The sequence below is a fragment of the Pseudomonas lini genome (assembly GCF_964063345.1).
In the GTDB taxonomy this organism is placed as follows: domain Bacteria; phylum Pseudomonadota; class Gammaproteobacteria; order Pseudomonadales; family Pseudomonadaceae; genus Aquipseudomonas; species Aquipseudomonas lini_B.
The window spans coordinates 978,897-995,998 of the sequence record NZ_OZ061318.1 but is presented as its reverse complement, the minus strand read 5'-3'; the positions used below and the strand labels follow the sequence as shown (position 1 = coordinate 995,998).

The following is a 17,102-nucleotide window of genomic DNA, read 5'->3' as shown; positions in this document are numbered from 1 at the left end:
CGTGTTACGGATGGTTACGGACAAGGCGGCGATGTCTCCAAAAAATTGACGATGCTGGAGGCCCCGGTTTTATTGGGCTTCAGCGCCTCGTGATTTTTTTGAACAGGATTTTGTTACCGTCTGTGCGACAGGCGCGCATTGCTACGGGAGGCACTCGGCGGCATAATGTAGCCCCTTTTTTCTGCCCCTACATGTGGAAGGTTACCGTGACTCAGAAGCCCGACCAGTGTCTTGGTGAATGGATCGACCGTGAAGCACTCGCAGAAGCGATGATTCCGCTTATCGGTCAGCTCTACCGCAATAACAACGTGGTGAGCTCGATCTATGGCCGCAGTCTGATCAACCAGTCTGTCATTGCGATTCTCAAAGCTCACCGCTTTGCTCGCCATCGCCAGTCCGATGACAGCGAATTGTCCGTCCACGAAACATTCCCGCTGCTCAAGGCAATGAGCGAGCTCAAGCTCGGCGCTGCTTCGGTAGACCTGGGCAAGCTGGCTGTCAAATTCAAAGCCGAAGGCAATGGCCGTACCGCCGAAGCGTTCGTCCGTGACGAACTGGCCGATGTGGTCGGCAAGCAGAATGGTTCCGGCCGTACCGGCACCGACGTTGTCCTGTACGGCTTCGGTCGTATCGGTCGTCTGCTGGCGCGCATCCTGATCGAGAAAACCGGTGGTGGCGATGGCCTGCGTCTGCGCGCCATCGTTGTCCGCAAGGGCGCCGAGAACGATCTGGTCAAGCGTGCCAGCCTGCTGCGTCGCGACTCGGTGCACGGTTCGTTCAATGGCACCATCACCATTAATGAAGCCAACAACACCATCACCGCCAACGGCAACCTGATCCAGGTTATCTACGCGAAGAACCCGACTGAAGTGGACTACACCCAGTACGGCATCAAGAATGCGCTGCTGGTGGACAACACCGGTGTATGGCGTGACGCCGACGGCCTGGGCCAGCACCTGGCCTGTCCGGGTATCGACCGCGTTGTTCTGACCGCGCCTGGCAAAGGCAAGCTGAAGAACATCGTTCACGGCATCAACCACGGTGAAATCACCGCTGACGACAAGATCGTGTCCGCCGCTTCCTGCACCACCAACGCCATCGTGCCGGTGCTGAAAGCTGTGAATGACAAGTTCGGCATCATCAACGGTCACGTCGAAACCGTTCACTCGTACACCAACGACCAGAACCTGATCGACAACTTCCACAAGGGTGATCGCCGTGGCCGTAGCGCCGCGTTGAACATGGTCATCACCGAGACTGGTGCTGCCACCGCTGCTGCCAAGGCGCTGCCTGAGCTGGCCGGCAAGCTGACCGGTAACGCGATCCGTGTTCCGACGCCGAACGTGTCGATGGCCATTCTCAACCTGAACCTTGAGAAAGCCGCCACCCGTGAAGAGATGAACGAGTACCTGCGCTACATGGCGCTGCACTCCGATCTGCACAAGCAAATCGACTACGTCAATTCGCAGGAAGTGGTTTCCACCGACTTCGTTGGCTCGCGCCACGCAGGCGTTGTGGACGCTGAAGCGACCATCGTTCAGGACAACCGCGTTGTTCTGTACGTCTGGTACGACAACGAGTTCGGTTACAGCTGCCAGGTAGTTCGCGTGATGGAAGACATGGCCGGTGTAAACCCGCCAGCGTTCCCGCGCTAAGCCTTAGCCGCACATGAAAACGCCCCGACTTTGGTCGGGGCGTTTTTGTTTGTGGGGTTTGTCAGTTATAGGTGTGCTGTCTGGGACGGCCTCTTCGCGGGCAAGCCCGCTCCCACAGGTTTTGGTGGTGTTGACACAATAGTGGTTGCACCAAAAATCCATTGTGGGAGCGGGCTTGCCCGCGATGGCGATCGATTAGGCGCCACCGACCATGGCCGCTTGTGCAGTCCGCAGTTCATGCTTGTTGCCCCGGAACAACACCAGCGTCGCAATCAACCCCAACACCGCCGCGCCACTGAGCCAGATCCCCGGCGCCGCCTTGTTGTCCAGCACATGGATCAGATACGTACAGGCCGCTGGTGTGAAACCACCAAAGGTCGCGGTCGCCAGGCTGTAGGCAAGGGAGAAACCGGTCGTGCGAACTTCCACCGGCATGATCTCGGTCAGGGCTACGACCATGGCGCCGTTGTACGAGCCATACAGGAACGACAACCACAACTCGACAATCAGCAGATGGCTGAAGCTCGGGTTCGCAACCAGCCATGACAGCGCTGGATAAGCCGTGAGGATCGCCAGAATCGTCGCCGCCAACAACAGGGGTTTGCGCCCGATTCTGTCAGACACAGAGCCCATCACCGGCAGCCAGAAGAAATTCGACAGACCAATGCACACCGTCACCAGTAACGTATCCAGATCCGACAGATGCAGTTCGGCTTTGCCGAAGGTCGGGGTGTAGGCGGTAATCAGGTAGAACGACACAGTGGTCATCACCACCAGCGCCATGCCGGCGAGGACGATGCCGAAGTTCTGACCAATCGAGCGGACAATGTCTTGCAGGGTAGGGCGGTGCTTGCGCGCCTGGAATTCCGGGGTTTCTTCCAGCGAACGGCGGATCACGAAGATCACCGGCACGATCATGCAGCCGATCAGGAACGGCACGCGCCAGCCCCATTCACCCATTTCTTGCGGGCTGAGCCAATGGTTCAAACCCACGCCGAGCAGGCCGGCGAAGACCACCGCGGCTTGCTGACTGGCGGACTGCCAACTGACGAAGAAGCCCTTGCGGCCTGGTGTGGAGATCTCGGCGAGGTACACCGACACACCGCCCAGTTCCACGCCCGCCGAAAAGCCTTGCAGCAAGCGACCGAGCAGTACGATCAGCGGCGCCGCGACACCCAGCGTCGCGTAACCCGGCACACAGGCAATCAATAGTGTGCCAGCGGCCATCATTGCCAGTGTGATGATCAGGCCTTTGCGGCGGCCGTGACGGTCGATGTAAGCCCCGAGGAAAATCGCCCCCAGCGGGCGCATCAGGAAGCCGGCCCCGAAAGTGGCCAAAGACAGCATCAGGGAAGCGAAAGCGCTGTCGGCGGGGAAGAAAGTTTTAGCAATGGCCGTGGCGTAAAAGCCGTAGACCATGAAGTCGAACATCTCCAGGAAGTTTCCGCTGACGACGCGAAAAATTGCTTTGCCGTTGCTCGTATTGGAAGACATTTGTAGGTACTCACGCTGGTAAATCTTGTTTGAAAACGCTGCGCCTGTGGGAGCCTGCTCGCGATAGCGGTGACCGGATTTGCGATTGCTTCGCAATCGGACGGGGGCAAGCCCCCTCGCCACACAGGCTCGCTCCCACAGGTTTTGCGTCTGGCTGACGGGCGCTGGCAGACCTCGCTCTCATGCGCTCTGAGGCCCATAATGGCGGGCGCGGTTTTGAGGGGAGATGAAGATTTGTTAACTGGACGGTGGAGTGGACTTGTGGTGCTGGCCGGCGTTTTGTCCGGTTGTGGCAACGGCGACAGCCTGGAACGCTTCGACGGCCCGACCATGGGCAGTCGTTATTCCATCCAATACGTAAGACATTCCTCCACGCCGGGGCCGAAAGCGGTGCAGGCCGAAGTAGAAAATATCCTCGCCGAAGTGGATCGACAATTCTCGACCTATCGCAGCGACTCGGACATCAAACGCTTCAACGCACTGCCGGCCGGTCGCTGTCAGGTCATGCCTGGCCCTGTGCTCGAATTGATCCGTGTGGGCGAGCAGTTGTCATCCCAAAGCGATGGCTCCTTCGACTTGACGGTGGAGCCGCTGCTCAATCTCTGGGGATTCGGTCCGCAAGCACGTGAGGCAAAAGTCCCGAGCGCAGAAGCGCTCGCCGAGACGCAGCAGCGCGTTGGCCATACGCACTTGCGCATCGACGGTGATCAGTTGTGCAAGGATGCTGCGGTTGAGGTCGACTTCAACAGCATTGCTGCCGGTTACGCGGTCGACACGATTGCCGCAAGGCTCGAAGCGCTGGGCATCCACAACTACCTCGCTGAAGCCACCGGCGAACTCAAGGCCGTCGGCAAAAAGCTCGACGGCTCACCGTGGCACATCGCATTAGAAGAGCCTCGGGACGACCAGCACGTTGCGCAAAAAATCATCGCCGTCGACGGCTACGCGGTGTCCACCTCCGGCGACTACCGCAATTATTTTCAGCAGAATGGCCGGCGCTATTCCCACACCTTCGATGCCCGCACCGGAGCGCCGGTCCTACACACCCTGGCGTCAGTCACAGTGATTCATCCTTCAGCGTTAATGGCCGATGGCCTATCGACGCTGTTGCTGATTCTCGGTCCTGAACGGGGTTGGGACTATGCCCAAACCCATGACATTGGTGCATTCTTTGTGATTCGTGCCGATACAGGTTTCGTCACACGCACCAATCAGGCTTTTGAGCGCCTGGCGGGTGAGAAAACCAAGTGATTACGGCTTAAAAAGCATTTTTGATGGCGTTGTAGTGCAGGCAAAACTAGCCTACGACGCGACCAAGGGTTAATGTGCCCGGCGTTGACGCTTCTATAGACTGTGTCCGGGTTCTGCACTGGCCCCAAATTGTTCCTTCACGCCGCAGATCGGCGTGATTTAGCCGCAGGTGCCGAGGGCGCCGCGGCCTGTTCTGAGGAGTATGCATGGCTGTCTACAACTACGACGTGGTGGTGTTGGGTTCCGGCCCGGCGGGAGAAGGCGCGGCAATGAATGCCGCCAAAGCAGGACGCAAGGTGGCGATGGTCGATAGTCGTCGCCAGGTCGGCGGCAACTGCACCCACCTGGGCACCATCCCGTCCAAGGCCTTGCGTCACTCGGTCCGGCAGATCATGCAGTTCAACACCAACCCGATGTTCCGGGCGATTGGTGAGCCGCGCTGGTTCTCGTTCCCGGACGTTTTGAAAAGCGCCGAAAAAGTCATCTCCAAACAAGTCGCCTCGCGCACCGGCTACTACGCCCGTAACCGTGTCGACGTGTTCTTCGGCACCGGCAGCTTCGCTGACGAGCAAACCATCGAAGTGGTCTGCGCCAACGGCGTGGTCGAAAAACTGGTGGCCAAGCACATCATCATCGCCACCGGCTCGCGTCCTTATCGCCCGGCGGACATCGATTTCCATCACCCGCGTATCTACGATAGCGACACCATCCTCAGTCTCGGCCATACCCCGCGCAAACTCATCGTTTACGGCGCTGGCGTGATCGGTTGCGAATACGCCTCGATCTTCAGTGGTCTGGGTGTGCTGGTCGAGCTGGTGGATAACCGCGGTCAGTTGCTGAGCTTCCTCGACTCGGAAATTTCCCAGGCCCTGAGTTACCACTTCAGCAACAACAACATCACGGTTCGCCACAACGAAGACTACGACCGCGTCGAAGGCGTGGACAACGGCGTGATCCTGCACCTGAAGTCCGGCAAGAAGATCAAGGCCGATGCCTTGCTCTGGTGCAATGGCCGTACCGGCAACACCGATCAGCTGGGTCTGGAAAATATCGGCGTGAAGGTCAACAGCCGTGGCCAGATCGAAGTCGACGAAAACTACCGCACTTGCGTGCCGAATATTTATGGCGCCGGTGACGTGATTGGTTGGCCGAGCCTGGCCAGTGCCGCCCACGACCAGGGCCGTTCGGCCGCTGGCAGCATTGTCGACAATGGCAGCTGGCGCTTCGTCAACGACGTGCCAACCGGCATCTACACCATTCCGGAGATCAGCTCGATCGGCAAGAACGAGCAGGAGCTGACTCAGGCCAAGGTGCCGTACGAAGTGGGCAAGGCGTTCTTCAAGGGCATGGCGCGTGCGCAGATTGCCGGCGAGCCGCAAGGCATGCTGAAGATCCTGTTCCACCGCGATACCCTGGAAGTGCTGGGCGTTCACTGCTTCGGTTATCAGGCGTCGGAGATCGTGCACATCGGTCAGGCGATCATGAGCCAGCCGGGCGAACAGAACACCCTGAAGTACTTCGTCAACACGACGTTCAACTACCCGACCATGGCTGAAGCCTATCGGGTAGCGGCGTACGATGGCCTCAACCGGCTTTTTTGAGCGGCTCCGGCCGGTGGCCTGAGCCGGCCGGGGAGACCGATTTCAGCAATTCTCGAGCGTGGCAGTGGCCAAACCGGGAAAGTCTGTAATCAGGCTGTCAACGCCGAAGTCGGCGAGTCTGCGCATCAGCGCGGGCTCGTTGACTGTCCACACTGACACATGCAGCCCCTGACGCTGCGCCTTCTGCAGGCGTTCCGGCGTACACAGGGTCCAGTTCAGCGCCAGCATCTCACAGCCATAGTTTTGCGCGACCTTCAATGGGTCGAGCCAGGCATACTCGGCCACCAAACCGCGAGACACGTCCGGCACCAGGTCCAGCGCGGCTTTCAATACTTCGCGTGAACTCGACGTAATCGTGATCTTGTCCCGCATACCGAAACGCTGCGCCATTTCGCGAATCGCCAGCACGGTGGTCGCGGCACGGGTGCGTGAAGCGCTTTTGACCTCTAGCTGCCAGTGATCGAAATCACATTTTTCGAACAATTCTTCCAGCGTTGGAATAGGGCAGGGTTTGATCCAGCCCGGGCCACCCTTGCGCGCGTCGTAGGTCACCAGCTCCGCGGCGCTATGTTCGACTACTTTGCCGCGACGCTCGGTGGTGCGTTTGAGGGTCGGGTCGTGGATTACCATCAGCTCGCCATCTTTGGACAGATGCAAGTCCAGTTCGCAGCGGCGTACGCCGTGCTTGAGGCATTCCTGAAAGCTGGTCAGGGTGTTTTCCGGTGCTTCGCCCTTGGCGCCGCGATGGCCGTAGATGAGAGTCACGGTTCTTCCTTAAATTAAATGCCTGATTCGTTTTGTTCGCGGGCCAGGCGTCGTTCTTGTGCCTGTCGCTGCAAGATGTAACGGGCCAGCAATTGCCGCTGGGCATCGGACAGGTATTCGAACTCGGTGCCGATGTCATAGCCGTCGCCCTTGCGGTCACAATGGGTGACACGGGCCCGCAGCAACAGGCCAAGGGCTTGCGGCATCAGCACCAGTTTCACCGACAGGTGCGCGCCGGTGGCGATGGGCGTCGGATACTGAAAGTCGATGCCCCCTTCGGAGATGATCACTGGCTGCGGCTCGCCGATCTGTCCGAGCACGGTCAGGGCGACCACCTGGCTCAGCAGATCGATGCGTTTGTTCTGGGATTTCAGGAACGCGGCGATGGCCCGGTCGCGTTCGCTGATCTGTCGCAGCAGGTGTTGCGACTCGAATTCGCTCAGGTGCAGTTCGCTGAGCAGGTTGAATAGAGGGGAAGCATCCTGCAACACTTCCTGGCCTGCGGCTTCGGGAGCAGACAGGGGCCGAATTTCCAGTGCGATCGTGTCCTCGATACGGTAGTATTCGCGGCGATCTTCTTCATCTAATGTCGACATGGCGAACCCATGGTAGCGGCGGTGGTCTGAGTGTAAAGCTGGTTATCGACCCCCGCCACAAGGACGTTCCTTTTCCCTCCGAACAAGCCCCGACATGTTCAGACCTCTCTTCGTATTTATTGGCACGCGTTATACCCGTGCAAAGCGTCGCAATCATTTTGTGTCGTTCATTTCCCTGACCTCGATGATCGGACTCGCCCTTGGCGTGGTCGTGATGATCGTCGTACTGTCGGTCATGAACGGCTTCGATCATGAGATGCGCACCCGTGTGCTGGGCATGGTGCCCCACGCGACCATCGAGTCCGGTGAGCCGATCAGCGACTGGCAAAGCCTGGCCGCCAAGGTCAAGCAGAGCCCGCAGGTGGCGGCGGTCGCGCCCTTCGTCCAGATGCAGGGCCTGCTGACCAACAACGGCAAGGTCTCCAAAGTGCTGCTCAATGCCATCGACCCGGTGCAGGAGCGGCAGGTGTCGATCATTGATAACTTCATGCAGCAGGGCAAACTCGACGACCTGGCGCCGGGCAGTTTCGGCATCGTCATCGGCGACAAGGCCGCAGCCAAGCTCGGAGTGGCGGTCGGCGACAAGCTGACGTTTGTCGCGCCGGAAGTCACCGTGACCCCGGCCGGGATGTTCCCGCGCATGAAACGCTTTACCGTGGTCGGCATCTTCCACGTCGGTGCCGGTGAGATCGACGGGTATCTGGGCATCACCAATTTGCAGGATCTGGCGAAGCTGCACCGCTGGAAGCCGGATCAGGTCCAGGGCCTGCGCTTGAAGTTCGACGACTTGTTCCAGGCGCCGCGTGTCGCGTGGACCATCGCCCAGCAACTCGGCGAAGACAAGTATTACGCCCGCGACTGGACCCGCACCCACGGCAATCTGTATCAGGCGATCCGCATGGAAAAAGCCATGATCGGCCTGCTGTTGCTGCTGATCGTCGCCGTTGCGGCGTTCAACATTATCTCCACGCTGGTGATGGTGGTGAACGACAAGAAGGGCGACATCGCGATCCTGCGCACCCTTGGCGCCACGCCGGGTTCAATCATGGCGATCTTCATGGTCCAGGGTACGGTCATTGGCGTGGTCGGTACGCTGATCGGCGCTGTGGTCGGGATCTTCGCCGCGCTCAACGTCAGCGCCGCGATTTCGGCCCTTGAAGGGCTGATCGGCCACAAATTCCTGAACGCCGACGTGTATTTCATCGATTACCTGCCGTCGCAAGTGCAGAGCCAGGACGTGTTGATGGTCTGCGCCGCCGCGTTGGTTCTGAGTTTCCTCGCCACCCTGTATCCAGCCTGGCGTGCCGCGCGCACCCAGCCTGCGGAGGCGCTACGTTATGAGTGAGTCGGGCATGAGTGATAAAGCAATCTTGAGCTGCCGCAACCTGGGCAAATCCTACGTGGAAGGCCCTGAATCGGTAGAGGTTCTGGCGGGTCTGCAACTGGAGCTGCACCCTGGTGAGCGCGTGGCGATCGTCGGTACGTCGGGTTCGGGCAAAAGTACTTTGCTCAACCTGCTGGGTGGCCTCGATACGCCGACCAAGGGCAGCGTCTGGCTGGCCGGTGAAGAACTCTCGGCATTGAACGAAAAGGCCCGTGGCCTGCTGCGCAATCGGTCGCTGGGTTTCGTTTACCAGTTCCACCACTTGCTGCCTGAGTTCACCGCGCTGGAAAACGTCTGCATGCCATTGCTGATCGGTAAAACCGCGATCCCGGAAGCGCGTCAGCGTGCGACGGCGTTGCTGGAGCGGGTAGGGCTGGGCCATCGTCTGGAGCATAAACCAGCGGAATTGTCCGGCGGCGAACGCCAGCGTGTGGCCATCGCCCGTGCCTTGGTGAACAAGCCAGGCCTGGTGATGCTCGACGAGCCGACCGGCAACCTCGACTCCCATACTGCTCAAGGCATTCAGGATTTGATGCTGGAACTCAGCACCTCGATGCGCACCGCGTTTCTGGTGGTGACCCACGACATGAACCTGGCTCGCCAGATGGATCGCGTCCTGCATTTGCAGGAAGGTTACCTGACACCCATCTGATTGGCCGAAACCCGGCGCACCGAACAGTGCGTCGGGTCTTTTATTTTTATACGGTGCCCCAGCGAATGTTCAGACCGTTATCGATCTTTATCGGCATGCGCTATACCCGCGCCAAGCGCCGCAATCGCTTTGTTTCCTTCATCTCGATGACCTCGATGATCGGCCTCGCCCTGGGCGTGCTGGCGATGATCGTGGTGCTGTCGGTGATGAACGGCTTCCAGCGCGAAATGAGCTCGCGCATCCTTGGCATGGTGCCCCACGCGACCATCGTCGGCGTGAACCCTATCGACGATTGGCAGCCAGTGGCCGCCGCAGCGATGAAAAATCCTGAAGTCACCGCCGCCGTGCCGTTTACCGAGATGGAAGGCATGCTGTCCTACAAGGGCACGATGCAGCCGATCCAGGTCAGCGGTGTCGACCCGGCGCTGGAAGGCAAGGTCTCGATCGTTGCCAAGCACATTGTTCAGGGGCGTCTCGACGCCTTGAAGCCAGGCGAGTTTGGCGTGGTGGTCGGTGAGATCACTGCACGACGCTTTCGCTTGAATGTCGGCGACAAGATCACCCTGATCGTGCCGGAAATCAGCAGCGCACCGGGCGGGATTACCCCGCGCATGCAGCGGCTGAACGTGGTCGGCGTGTTCAAGGTTGGCGCCGAGCTGGACGGCTCCATGGCGCTGATCCACCTCGCCGATGCCGCGCAGATGCAACACTGGCAGCCGAATCAGGTGCAGAGCGTGCGCCTGGCGGTGAAGGATCTGTACGCTGCACCGCAAGTGTCGAGCGACATCGCGGCCGGCCTGGGCGCTGCCTACAAGGCTGACGACTGGACTCACACCCAAGGCAGTCTGTTCAGCGCGATGAAAATGGAAAAAACCATGATCGGCCTGCTGTTGCTGATGATCGTCGCGGTGGCGGCGTTCAACATCATCGCCACCCTGATCATGGTGGTGAACGACAAGGGCGCGGACATCGCAATCCTGCGCACCATCGGCGCGACGCCTCGGCAGATCATGGCGATTTTCATGGTGCAAGGCACGGTAATCGGGATTGTCGGCACCTTGATCGGCGGCGTGCTGGGCGTGATTGCAGCGCTGAACGTCAGTGAACTGGTGGGCTGGATGGAGCGGGTCAGCGGGCAGCACATCTTCAGTTCCGATGTGTACTTTGTCAGTAACTTGCCGTCGGAATTGCAGGGCGCGGATGTGTTGTTGATCTGTTCCGCCGGTTTCATCATGAGCTTTTTGGCGACGGTGTATCCGGCGTGGCGGGCGGCGAAAGTCGAGCCGGCTACGGCGTTGCGGTATTCGTAAGCCTGTAGACCGCTATCGCGGGCAAGCCCGCTCCCACAGGGTTTCGAGACGTTCACATCATTGTGTTTCAACTCGGTCACTGTGGGAGCGGCGATGCGGCGATCCGACTTGCCCGCGAAGGGGCCGGCCCTGCTGGCCTCAATCCCCCTTCGGCAACCCAATCACAAACCGCGTCCATCCGTTATCCGATTCACAACGAATCTGCCCGCCATGGGCGCGGATGATCGACTGGGTGATCGCCAATCCCAGCCCCGCATGCTCACTGCTGCCTTCACGACGCGCCGGGTCTGCCCGGTAGAAGCGGTCAAACAAGCGCGGCAACAAGTCTTCAGAAATCCCTTCACCACTGTTTTCAACGGTCAGGCTCAAGCCAATCGGCTGCTCGATAATCTTCACCCGCACCTCGCCATTGGCCGGGGTAAACCGCAACGCATTGTCCAGCAAATTGGACAGCGCCCGACGCAACATGCTGCGGTCGCCCTGCATGCGCGCGCTGCCGTCACGACTCAACTTCACCTGAGCGTCCTCGGCCAGCGGTGCAAAGAACTCCAGCAACACATCGGCTTCTTCCGCCAGCTCCAGCGGTTCGCGCTTGGGCATCAGCAAGCCGTGGTCAGCCTTGGCCAGGTACAACATGTCGTTGACCAGTTGCGCCATCCATTGCAGTTCTTCGAGGTTGCTGTGCAGCGCTTCGCGGTAATCCTCGATTGGGCGAGGGCGGGTGAGGGTAACCTGGGTGTGGGTCAGCAGGTTCGACAGCGGTGTGCGCAGTTCATGGGCGATGTCGGCGGAGAACGCCGAGAGGCGCTGAAAAGAGTCATCGAGGCGTCCGAGCATGGCGTTGAAGCTGTGGGCCATTTCCGCGAGTTCCGGCGGCATGTTGGCTTCTGGCAGGCGCGCGTTGAGCGATTGCGCCGAAACACCGCTGGCGACCGCACTCATGCGCCGCAACGGGCGCAAGCCACTGCGCGCCGCCCAGGCACCAAGCAGGGCGGTGGCCAGGGCCGAGAGGCCGACCGTCAGCCAGATCAGATGCTGCATGCGTTGCAGAAAGTGTTGGTGATGGGTGATGTCCAGCAGCAAGGTCAGTTGCGGTGAGTCGGGTTTATCGGGGATCAGCGGCGCATTCAGGACGCGATAGTCGGTGCCGTCGTCACTCACTGTCGATAGGCCCAACTGGCGCGGCAAGTCTTTGGGTAAACGGTCCGAGCTGTCGTACACGCGTTGGCCGTCGCTGCCAATGATGCGCAGCGAAAGATCGGCTTGTCGGCTCAATTCATCGGCCAGCTTTGTCTCGCTTTCGCTGGACTGAATGTCATCCAGCGCCCGGCGCAAGCCAATCAGTTTGCCGTCGAGCAATTGCTGGTCCAATTCGACAAAGTGCGCCTCACTGGCGCGGCTGAACAACACTCCGGCGAACAATGACACCACGGCAGTGCATGCTGCGAACAGCAGCGCCAGACGATTGCTGAGTGAGAGTTGGCGCATCAGGCAGGGCGCTCTTCAAGGACATAACCCATGCCGCGCACGGTGTGGATCAACTTGTTCGGGAAGTCATCGTCGATCTTCAGGCGCAAACGGCGGATCGCCACTTCGATAACGTTGGTGTCGCTGTCGAAATTCATGTCCCACACCTGGGAAGCGATCAGCGACTTGGGCAGCACTTCGCCTTGGCGCCGTAGGAGCATTTCCAGCAGGGCGAATTCCTTGGCGGTCAGGTCGATGCGCTGGCCGTTGCGCTCGACCCGGCGACGAATCAGGTCCAGGCGCAAGTCGGCCAGTTGCAGGCTGGTTTCCTGAGGCGTGGTATTGCCGCGACGCAGCAGGCTACGAACCCGCGCCAGCAGTTCGGAGAAGGCGAACGGTTTGACCAGATAGTCGTCGGCGCCCAGTTCCAGGCCGTGGACTCTGTCCTCCACTGCGTCTCGCGCTGTAAGAAACAGTACCGGCGTGTCGAGACCTGCGCCGCGCACTGCTTGCAGAATCTGCCAGCCATCGCGACCGGGCAGCATCACATCGAGGATCAGCAAGGCGTAATCGCCGCTCAACGCCAATTGCTGACCGGTGTTGCCGTCGGCCGCCAGTTCGGTGGTGAAACCGGCCTCGGTCAGGCCCTGGCGCAGGTAATGGCCGGTTTTCGGTTGGTCTTCGACAATCAGCAGTTTCATGGGCGGCTCGGGCAATTGGAACGGGTGCGTTATACCGTGGGCGGCGGCGATAAAGGCCAAACTGACAAAGTTGTAATCTGCCTGTCAGGTGGCTGGCAGAGCCCGCGGGTTAGAGTTTCCCACAAGCTGAACCTCATCTTGTTGGAGTGCGACTATGTTTTTGCGAAAGCGTCTGGAGTTGGCCGCTTGCTTGCTGACACTGAGTGTAGGGCTGGAGGCCTCGCCGGCACATACATACGACTTCGGTCAACCGGCGACGGCGACCAAGACTACCCGCAGCATTGAAGTGGTAATGGGCGATATGTCGTTCGATCCGAAAGCCATCGAGATCAAGGACGGTGAGACCATTCGCTTTGTACTGGTGAATAAAGGCCAGTTGCTGCACGAATTCAACCTCGGCGACGCGGCGATGCATGCCCGGCACCAGCAGGAAATGTTGCAGATGCAGCAAAGCGGCATGCTGATGCCTACAGGCATGAAGGCCATGGACCACGGCGCCATGGCCGCGATGGATCATTCCTCCGAAGGGCATGGGATGAAACACGATGATCCGAACAGTGTGCTGGTGGAACCGGGTAAATCCGCCGAGCTGACCTGGACCTTCACCAAGGCCACCAACCTGGAATTTGCCTGCAATATCCCCGGCCACTATCAGGCCGGTATGGTCGGCAAACTGACAGTCAGTCAGTAAGCACTCAAAGGCGGGAGCAAAGGCTGGTAGAATCCGCTGATTCTTCAGTCAGGTTTCCGCCATGCATCCCGCAGCCGAACATTCGCCGCTGGGCAAATCCAGCGAATACATCGCCACCTATACGCCGTCCTTGCTATTCCCGATCCCGCGCACCGCGAAATGGGCGGAGCTGGGCCTGACGGCTGAAACCCTGCCGTACAAGGGCGTGGACTTCTGGAATTGCTTCGAGCTGTCGTGGCTGTTGCCATCCGGCAAGCCCGTGGTGGCGATTGGCGAATTCAGCATTCCGGCGGATTCGCCGAACATCATCGAATCGAAGTCGTTCAAGCTGTACCTCAACTCGCTGAACCAAACGGCGTTTGCCGACAGCGCAAGCCTTGAAGCGACACTGACGAAGGACCTCTCGGCCGCTGCCGGTAAACCGGTGGGCGTGCGGATTCGCAGCTTGAAAGATGTTGAAGCAGAAGGCGTCGTGGCGTTGCCGGGCGTGTGCATCGATGACCTGGACATCCGCGTCAGCAACTATGAGCATCCGCGTCCGGAACTGCTGCGGTGCGATGAGTCGCTCATTATTGAAGAGAGCGTGCACAGCCATTTGCTCAAATCCAACTGCCCGGTCACCAGCCAGCCGGATTGGGGTAGCGTAGCGGTGGAGTATCGCGGCGCGGCGCTGGATCATGCGAGTTTGCTGGAATACATCGTGAGCTTCCGCCAGCACTCGGACTTCCATGAGCAGTGCGTGGAGCGGATTTTCCTCGACCTGCAGCGCTTGCTGAAGCCGGAGAAATTGACGGTGTATGCACGGTATGTGCGTCGCGGCGGGTTGGACATCAATCCGTATCGCAGCACCGAAGACGTGCAACTGCCGAACCATCGCCTGGTTCGTCAGTAAGATCAAGATCAAAAGATCGCAGCCTTCGGCAGCTCCTACAGGGTGTACGCCGTCCCAATGTAGGAGCTGCCGCAGGCTACGATCTTGGCGCAATTCCAATTGCCCAATAACTCAACGGCTAGAAATCAAAAAGCCCCGCTATCGATAGCGGGGCTTTTTTGCATCTGGTGGGTTCAGATCCCCATGTTGCCCAACGCTTGCACGATGTTGCGCAAGGTGCCGGCCAGGGTTGGGTGTTCGATTTCGAAGCGCTCGACGGCCAGGTTCACATTGTCGGAGAGGCTGGAGTCCTGGGTTTTGGTTTCCAGCTCAATTTCCAGTTCGATCTGCTGCATCAGCGCATGCAGGTCTTCGCGCTCGGCTTCGGTCAGCGGTGGATTCTGTTCCAGTTGCTCGCGCAGAGTATTGAGTTGTTGTTGCAGTTCGCGGGCAGGCATGGCGTTCTTCCTTTTATCGATAGGCACTGGCATAGACCGCAGCAGCATGCCAAAGGTCTATGGCTTGACCTTTAGATTAATCCACTCGCGCGCAACCTGCATGCGTTCATAGGTGTGAGGCGGCGATCAGGGCTTTTCGCCCTTGAGCCGGCGCAGGCTGATATCGGCCAGGCAGGTGTCGAGCTCGCCCAGATGATCGATCACCGAATGCACGCCCAGGCCGAACAGCTGCACCGTTGCCTTGCCGCGCAGGTGTTCCCGTTCCTTTTGACTCAATGCCTGCCATTCGTTTGGAGCCAGCCCACACAGCGAGCCGCAGGACGCCAGGCCAATGGTCCACAATCCGGCATTCAGGCCCGATTGCAGAAGGCGCGGTTCGCCACTGACCAGCACGCAACCGTCCAGTCGTTCGACATTCAACGCCATCAAGGCTTGCCAGCAGGCATTCGGCGCGGGCCATGGATTAATTGTTGCCGGGTATTGCGATGGTTTGATCCAGTCCGGGAGTGCGGCAGCCAGAGTGTGGCTGAGGGCAGGGGGCAGTTCATCGAGCCAGGCGCAAGGAATCTGTTGGCGCTGCAAGCTGGACAGGCTATCCAGAGCGCCGAGCGTGACTTCGCCATGCTCGGGAGTCAGTGTGCCGGGTTGGCGGGTGCGTGCGCCGAAATCCACCAGGCATCCACTAAGGCCGAACAGTACAGCGGTCAGGCTGGGTGCAATGAGAGGCGAGGTTTCGGCGCGTGGCATGTCAACGTCCTTGAAATAGTAACAAGGCTATTCGTGGACGGTGACAGTTGAGTGACACTGATGTGAATCGCTCCCAGCCAGGAAGAATCATCCGGGGGCCGTCGCGCACGATGCTGCCTAAACCGGGTTATCCGTCATATACTAGCGGTCTTTGCGACTGGGCCAAGCGCCCGCGTCAGTACAATCCAAGGAGTTTCTTTATGCGCTGGAGCAATCGACTCGCTCAGCTTTGTATGTGTGCCAGTGTATTGCTGGTTCCGTTTGCGGCTCAGGCTGCCACGGAAGAAGATCCTTGGGAAAGCATTAACCGCCCGATCTACAAGTTCAACGATTTTGTCGACACTTATGCACTGAAGCCATTGGCTCAGGGCTACCAGTTCGTCACGCCGCAGTTTCTGGAAGATGGCATCCACAACATGTTCCGCAACGTCGGCGACGTGACCAACCTCGCCAATGACGTATTGCAGGTCAAACCCGCCGCGGCAGGCGTCGACACCGCGCGCTTGATCTTCAACACCACCTTCGGTCTGTTGGGCTTCTTCGACGTGGGCACTCAGATGGGCCTGCATCGCAATGATGAAGACTTCGGCCAGACCCTCGGTTACTGGGGCGTGGGCAGCGGCCCATACTTGATGCTGCCGCTGCTGGGTCCAAGCACCTTGCGTGATGCGCCTTCCAAGTATGTCGACGGCTATACCGGCCCGTACCGCTACATCCACGACGTGCCGGTGCGTAATTCGATCTTCGGCCTGAATATCGTCGACACCCGCGCCAACCTGCTGTCGGCCGAGAAACTGGTCAGCGGCGACAAATACACCTTCATTCGCAATGCGTACCTGCAAAACCGCGAATTCAAGGTCAAGGATGGCCAGGTCGAAGACGATTTTTAATCTCGACCGGTAAAACGAAGAAGGCGGCCATTTGGCCGCCTTCTATTGTTTGGCTTACGGGTTAAATCGGAGTTATTTCATCTTCAGGATTGTAAGCCCGAGTTTCTGACTGCCACCGTCCTGTGCTCTTACCCACACCACTTCAGTATCGGCCTCAAGGCCTTTTAGCGCCGCATGATCGGAATCGATCCGCACGCTAAGCCGGTCACCGACCTTGAATAAGCGGGGCGCCTCAACCTGCATACCGCTGCTGGAAAGGTCGATGCAGACAGCTGGCACCTCATCGCCCTCATGAATCAGCGCCACATCGGCATCGACCCGCATGCGGATGAAATCGCGCTTTTCACTGTAGTCCCGATCAGTTTGGCTCATGGGCTCGATCCTTCCTTTGGGTTACGGTTTTGCCTGTTCTTATAACTCTCGGTGATTTGACAAGTAAAGACGTCAAGCGACCATCGGCGTGAGCTTGAAACACCTCGCGGATGGGAGTACCGTCTGCGCCTTAGAAGGGCACCTTTGGTGGACTTGTGAGTAGGGCAAACGCTCGAAAACAGTGCAGTCAGAGAGGC

At 59.2% G+C, this 17,102-nt stretch carries 17 protein-coding genes; 9 read left to right on the top strand and 8 right to left on the bottom strand.

Going from position 1 to position 17,102, the window contains the following annotated elements; genetic code table 11:
- Positions 1 to 191: 191 nt before the first annotated feature.
- Positions 192 to 1,655, top strand: a complete 1,464-nt coding sequence (locus AB3226_RS04645) for a glyceraldehyde-3-phosphate dehydrogenase (protein WP_367372208.1) — start codon at positions 192 to 194, stop codon at positions 1,653 to 1,655.
- A 195-nt stretch (positions 1,656 to 1,850) separates the two neighbouring features.
- Here the strand turns inward: AB3226_RS04645 and AB3226_RS04640 are convergent, their stop codons facing one another.
- Positions 1,851 to 3,149: an MFS transporter gene (locus tag AB3226_RS04640; protein ID WP_367372207.1), complete on the bottom strand. Its 1,299-nt coding sequence runs from the start codon at positions 3,147 to 3,149 to the stop codon at positions 1,851 to 1,853.
- A 264-nt stretch (positions 3,150 to 3,413) separates the two neighbouring features.
- Between AB3226_RS04640 and AB3226_RS04635 the strand changes: the two genes are divergently transcribed.
- Complete coding sequence (locus tag AB3226_RS04635) at positions 3,414 to 4,400, top strand: FAD:protein FMN transferase (protein WP_367372206.1); 987 nt, start codon at positions 3,414 to 3,416, stop codon at positions 4,398 to 4,400.
- A gap of 206 nt (positions 4,401 to 4,606) precedes the next feature.
- Positions 4,607 to 6,001, top strand: a complete 1,395-nt coding sequence (gene sthA, locus AB3226_RS04630; protein WP_008073074.1) for a Si-specific NAD(P)(+) transhydrogenase — start codon at positions 4,607 to 4,609, stop codon at positions 5,999 to 6,001.
- A 42-nt stretch (positions 6,002 to 6,043) separates the two neighbouring features.
- Here sthA and AB3226_RS04625 read toward each other — a convergent pair whose 3' ends face one another.
- A complete protein-coding gene (locus AB3226_RS04625; protein ID WP_367372205.1) occupies positions 6,044 to 6,766 on the bottom strand; it encodes a glycerophosphodiester phosphodiesterase in 723 nt (240 codons plus the stop codon).
- Positions 6,767 to 6,780: 14 nt separating this feature from the next.
- A complete protein-coding gene (locus tag AB3226_RS04620; protein WP_367372204.1) occupies positions 6,781 to 7,362 on the bottom strand; it encodes a PilZ domain-containing protein in 582 nt (193 codons plus the stop codon).
- A gap of 94 nt (positions 7,363 to 7,456) precedes the next feature.
- Between AB3226_RS04620 and AB3226_RS04615 the strand changes: the two genes are divergently transcribed.
- The 3 genes from AB3226_RS04615 to AB3226_RS04605 all read left to right on the top strand — a co-directional run bounded on the left by AB3226_RS04615 (position 7,457) and on the right by AB3226_RS04605 (position 10,708).
- Positions 7,457 to 8,707 (top strand): lipoprotein-releasing ABC transporter permease subunit, encoded by a 1,251-nt coding sequence (locus tag AB3226_RS04615; protein ID WP_367372203.1) that lies wholly within the window; start codon positions 7,457 to 7,459, stop codon positions 8,705 to 8,707.
- 7 nt (positions 8,708 to 8,714) lie between these two features.
- Positions 8,715 to 9,398 carry a lipoprotein-releasing ABC transporter ATP-binding protein LolD gene (lolD, locus tag AB3226_RS04610; protein ID WP_020700644.1) on the top strand — a complete coding sequence of 228 codons (684 nt, stop codon included), beginning with the start codon at positions 8,715 to 8,717 and terminating at the stop codon, positions 9,396 to 9,398.
- Positions 9,399 to 9,463: 65 nt separating this feature from the next.
- Positions 9,464 to 10,708 carry a lipoprotein-releasing ABC transporter permease subunit gene (locus tag AB3226_RS04605; protein ID WP_367372202.1) on the top strand — a complete coding sequence of 415 codons (1,245 nt, stop codon included), beginning with the start codon at positions 9,464 to 9,466 and terminating at the stop codon, positions 10,706 to 10,708.
- Positions 10,709 to 10,846: 138 nt separating this feature from the next.
- Here the strand turns inward: AB3226_RS04605 and AB3226_RS04600 are convergent, their stop codons facing one another.
- Complete coding sequence (locus AB3226_RS04600; RefSeq protein WP_367372201.1) at positions 10,847 to 12,196, bottom strand: heavy metal sensor histidine kinase; 1,350 nt, start codon at positions 12,194 to 12,196, stop codon at positions 10,847 to 10,849.
- On the bottom strand, positions 12,196 to 12,876 hold the full coding sequence (locus tag AB3226_RS04595; RefSeq protein WP_367372200.1) for a heavy metal response regulator transcription factor: 681 nt from the start codon (positions 12,874 to 12,876) through the stop codon (positions 12,196 to 12,198). Before AB3226_RS04595 ends, AB3226_RS04600 begins: the two co-directional genes overlap by 1 nt.
- Positions 12,877 to 13,030: 154 nt before the next feature.
- Between AB3226_RS04595 and AB3226_RS04590 the strand changes: the two genes are divergently transcribed.
- Together AB3226_RS04590 and queF are read left to right on the top strand one after the other, a co-directional pair.
- Positions 13,031 to 13,567, top strand: a complete 537-nt coding sequence (locus AB3226_RS04590) for a plastocyanin/azurin family copper-binding protein (RefSeq protein ID WP_367372199.1) — start codon at positions 13,031 to 13,033, stop codon at positions 13,565 to 13,567.
- 61 nt (positions 13,568 to 13,628) lie between these two features.
- Positions 13,629 to 14,459 (top strand): NADPH-dependent 7-cyano-7-deazaguanine reductase QueF, encoded by an 831-nt coding sequence (gene queF, locus AB3226_RS04585; RefSeq protein WP_367372198.1) that lies wholly within the window; start codon positions 13,629 to 13,631, stop codon positions 14,457 to 14,459.
- A gap of 173 nt (positions 14,460 to 14,632) precedes the next feature.
- Here the strand turns inward: queF and AB3226_RS04580 are convergent, their stop codons facing one another.
- Both AB3226_RS04580 and AB3226_RS04575 read right to left on the bottom strand, forming a co-directional pair.
- A complete protein-coding gene (locus AB3226_RS04580) occupies positions 14,633 to 14,896 on the bottom strand; it encodes a DUF4404 family protein (RefSeq protein ID WP_367372197.1) in 264 nt (87 codons plus the stop codon).
- A gap of 126 nt (positions 14,897 to 15,022) precedes the next feature.
- Positions 15,023 to 15,643 carry an HAD family phosphatase gene (locus AB3226_RS04575; RefSeq protein ID WP_367372196.1) on the bottom strand — a complete coding sequence of 207 codons (621 nt, stop codon included), beginning with the start codon at positions 15,641 to 15,643 and terminating at the stop codon, positions 15,023 to 15,025.
- A 200-nt stretch (positions 15,644 to 15,843) separates the two neighbouring features.
- On the opposite strand from AB3226_RS04575, the gene AB3226_RS04570 reads away from it, so the two are divergent.
- Entirely contained in the window at positions 15,844 to 16,533 is a 690-nt protein-coding gene (locus AB3226_RS04570) for a VacJ family lipoprotein (RefSeq protein ID WP_048395251.1), read from the top strand.
- 72 nt (positions 16,534 to 16,605) lie between these two features.
- On the opposite strand, the gene AB3226_RS04565 is transcribed toward AB3226_RS04570, so the two are convergent.
- Positions 16,606 to 16,905, bottom strand: coding sequence for a PilZ domain-containing protein (locus tag AB3226_RS04565; RefSeq protein WP_367372195.1), 300 nt, complete (start codon positions 16,903 to 16,905; stop codon positions 16,606 to 16,608).
- Positions 16,906 to 17,102 lie beyond the last annotated feature (197 nt).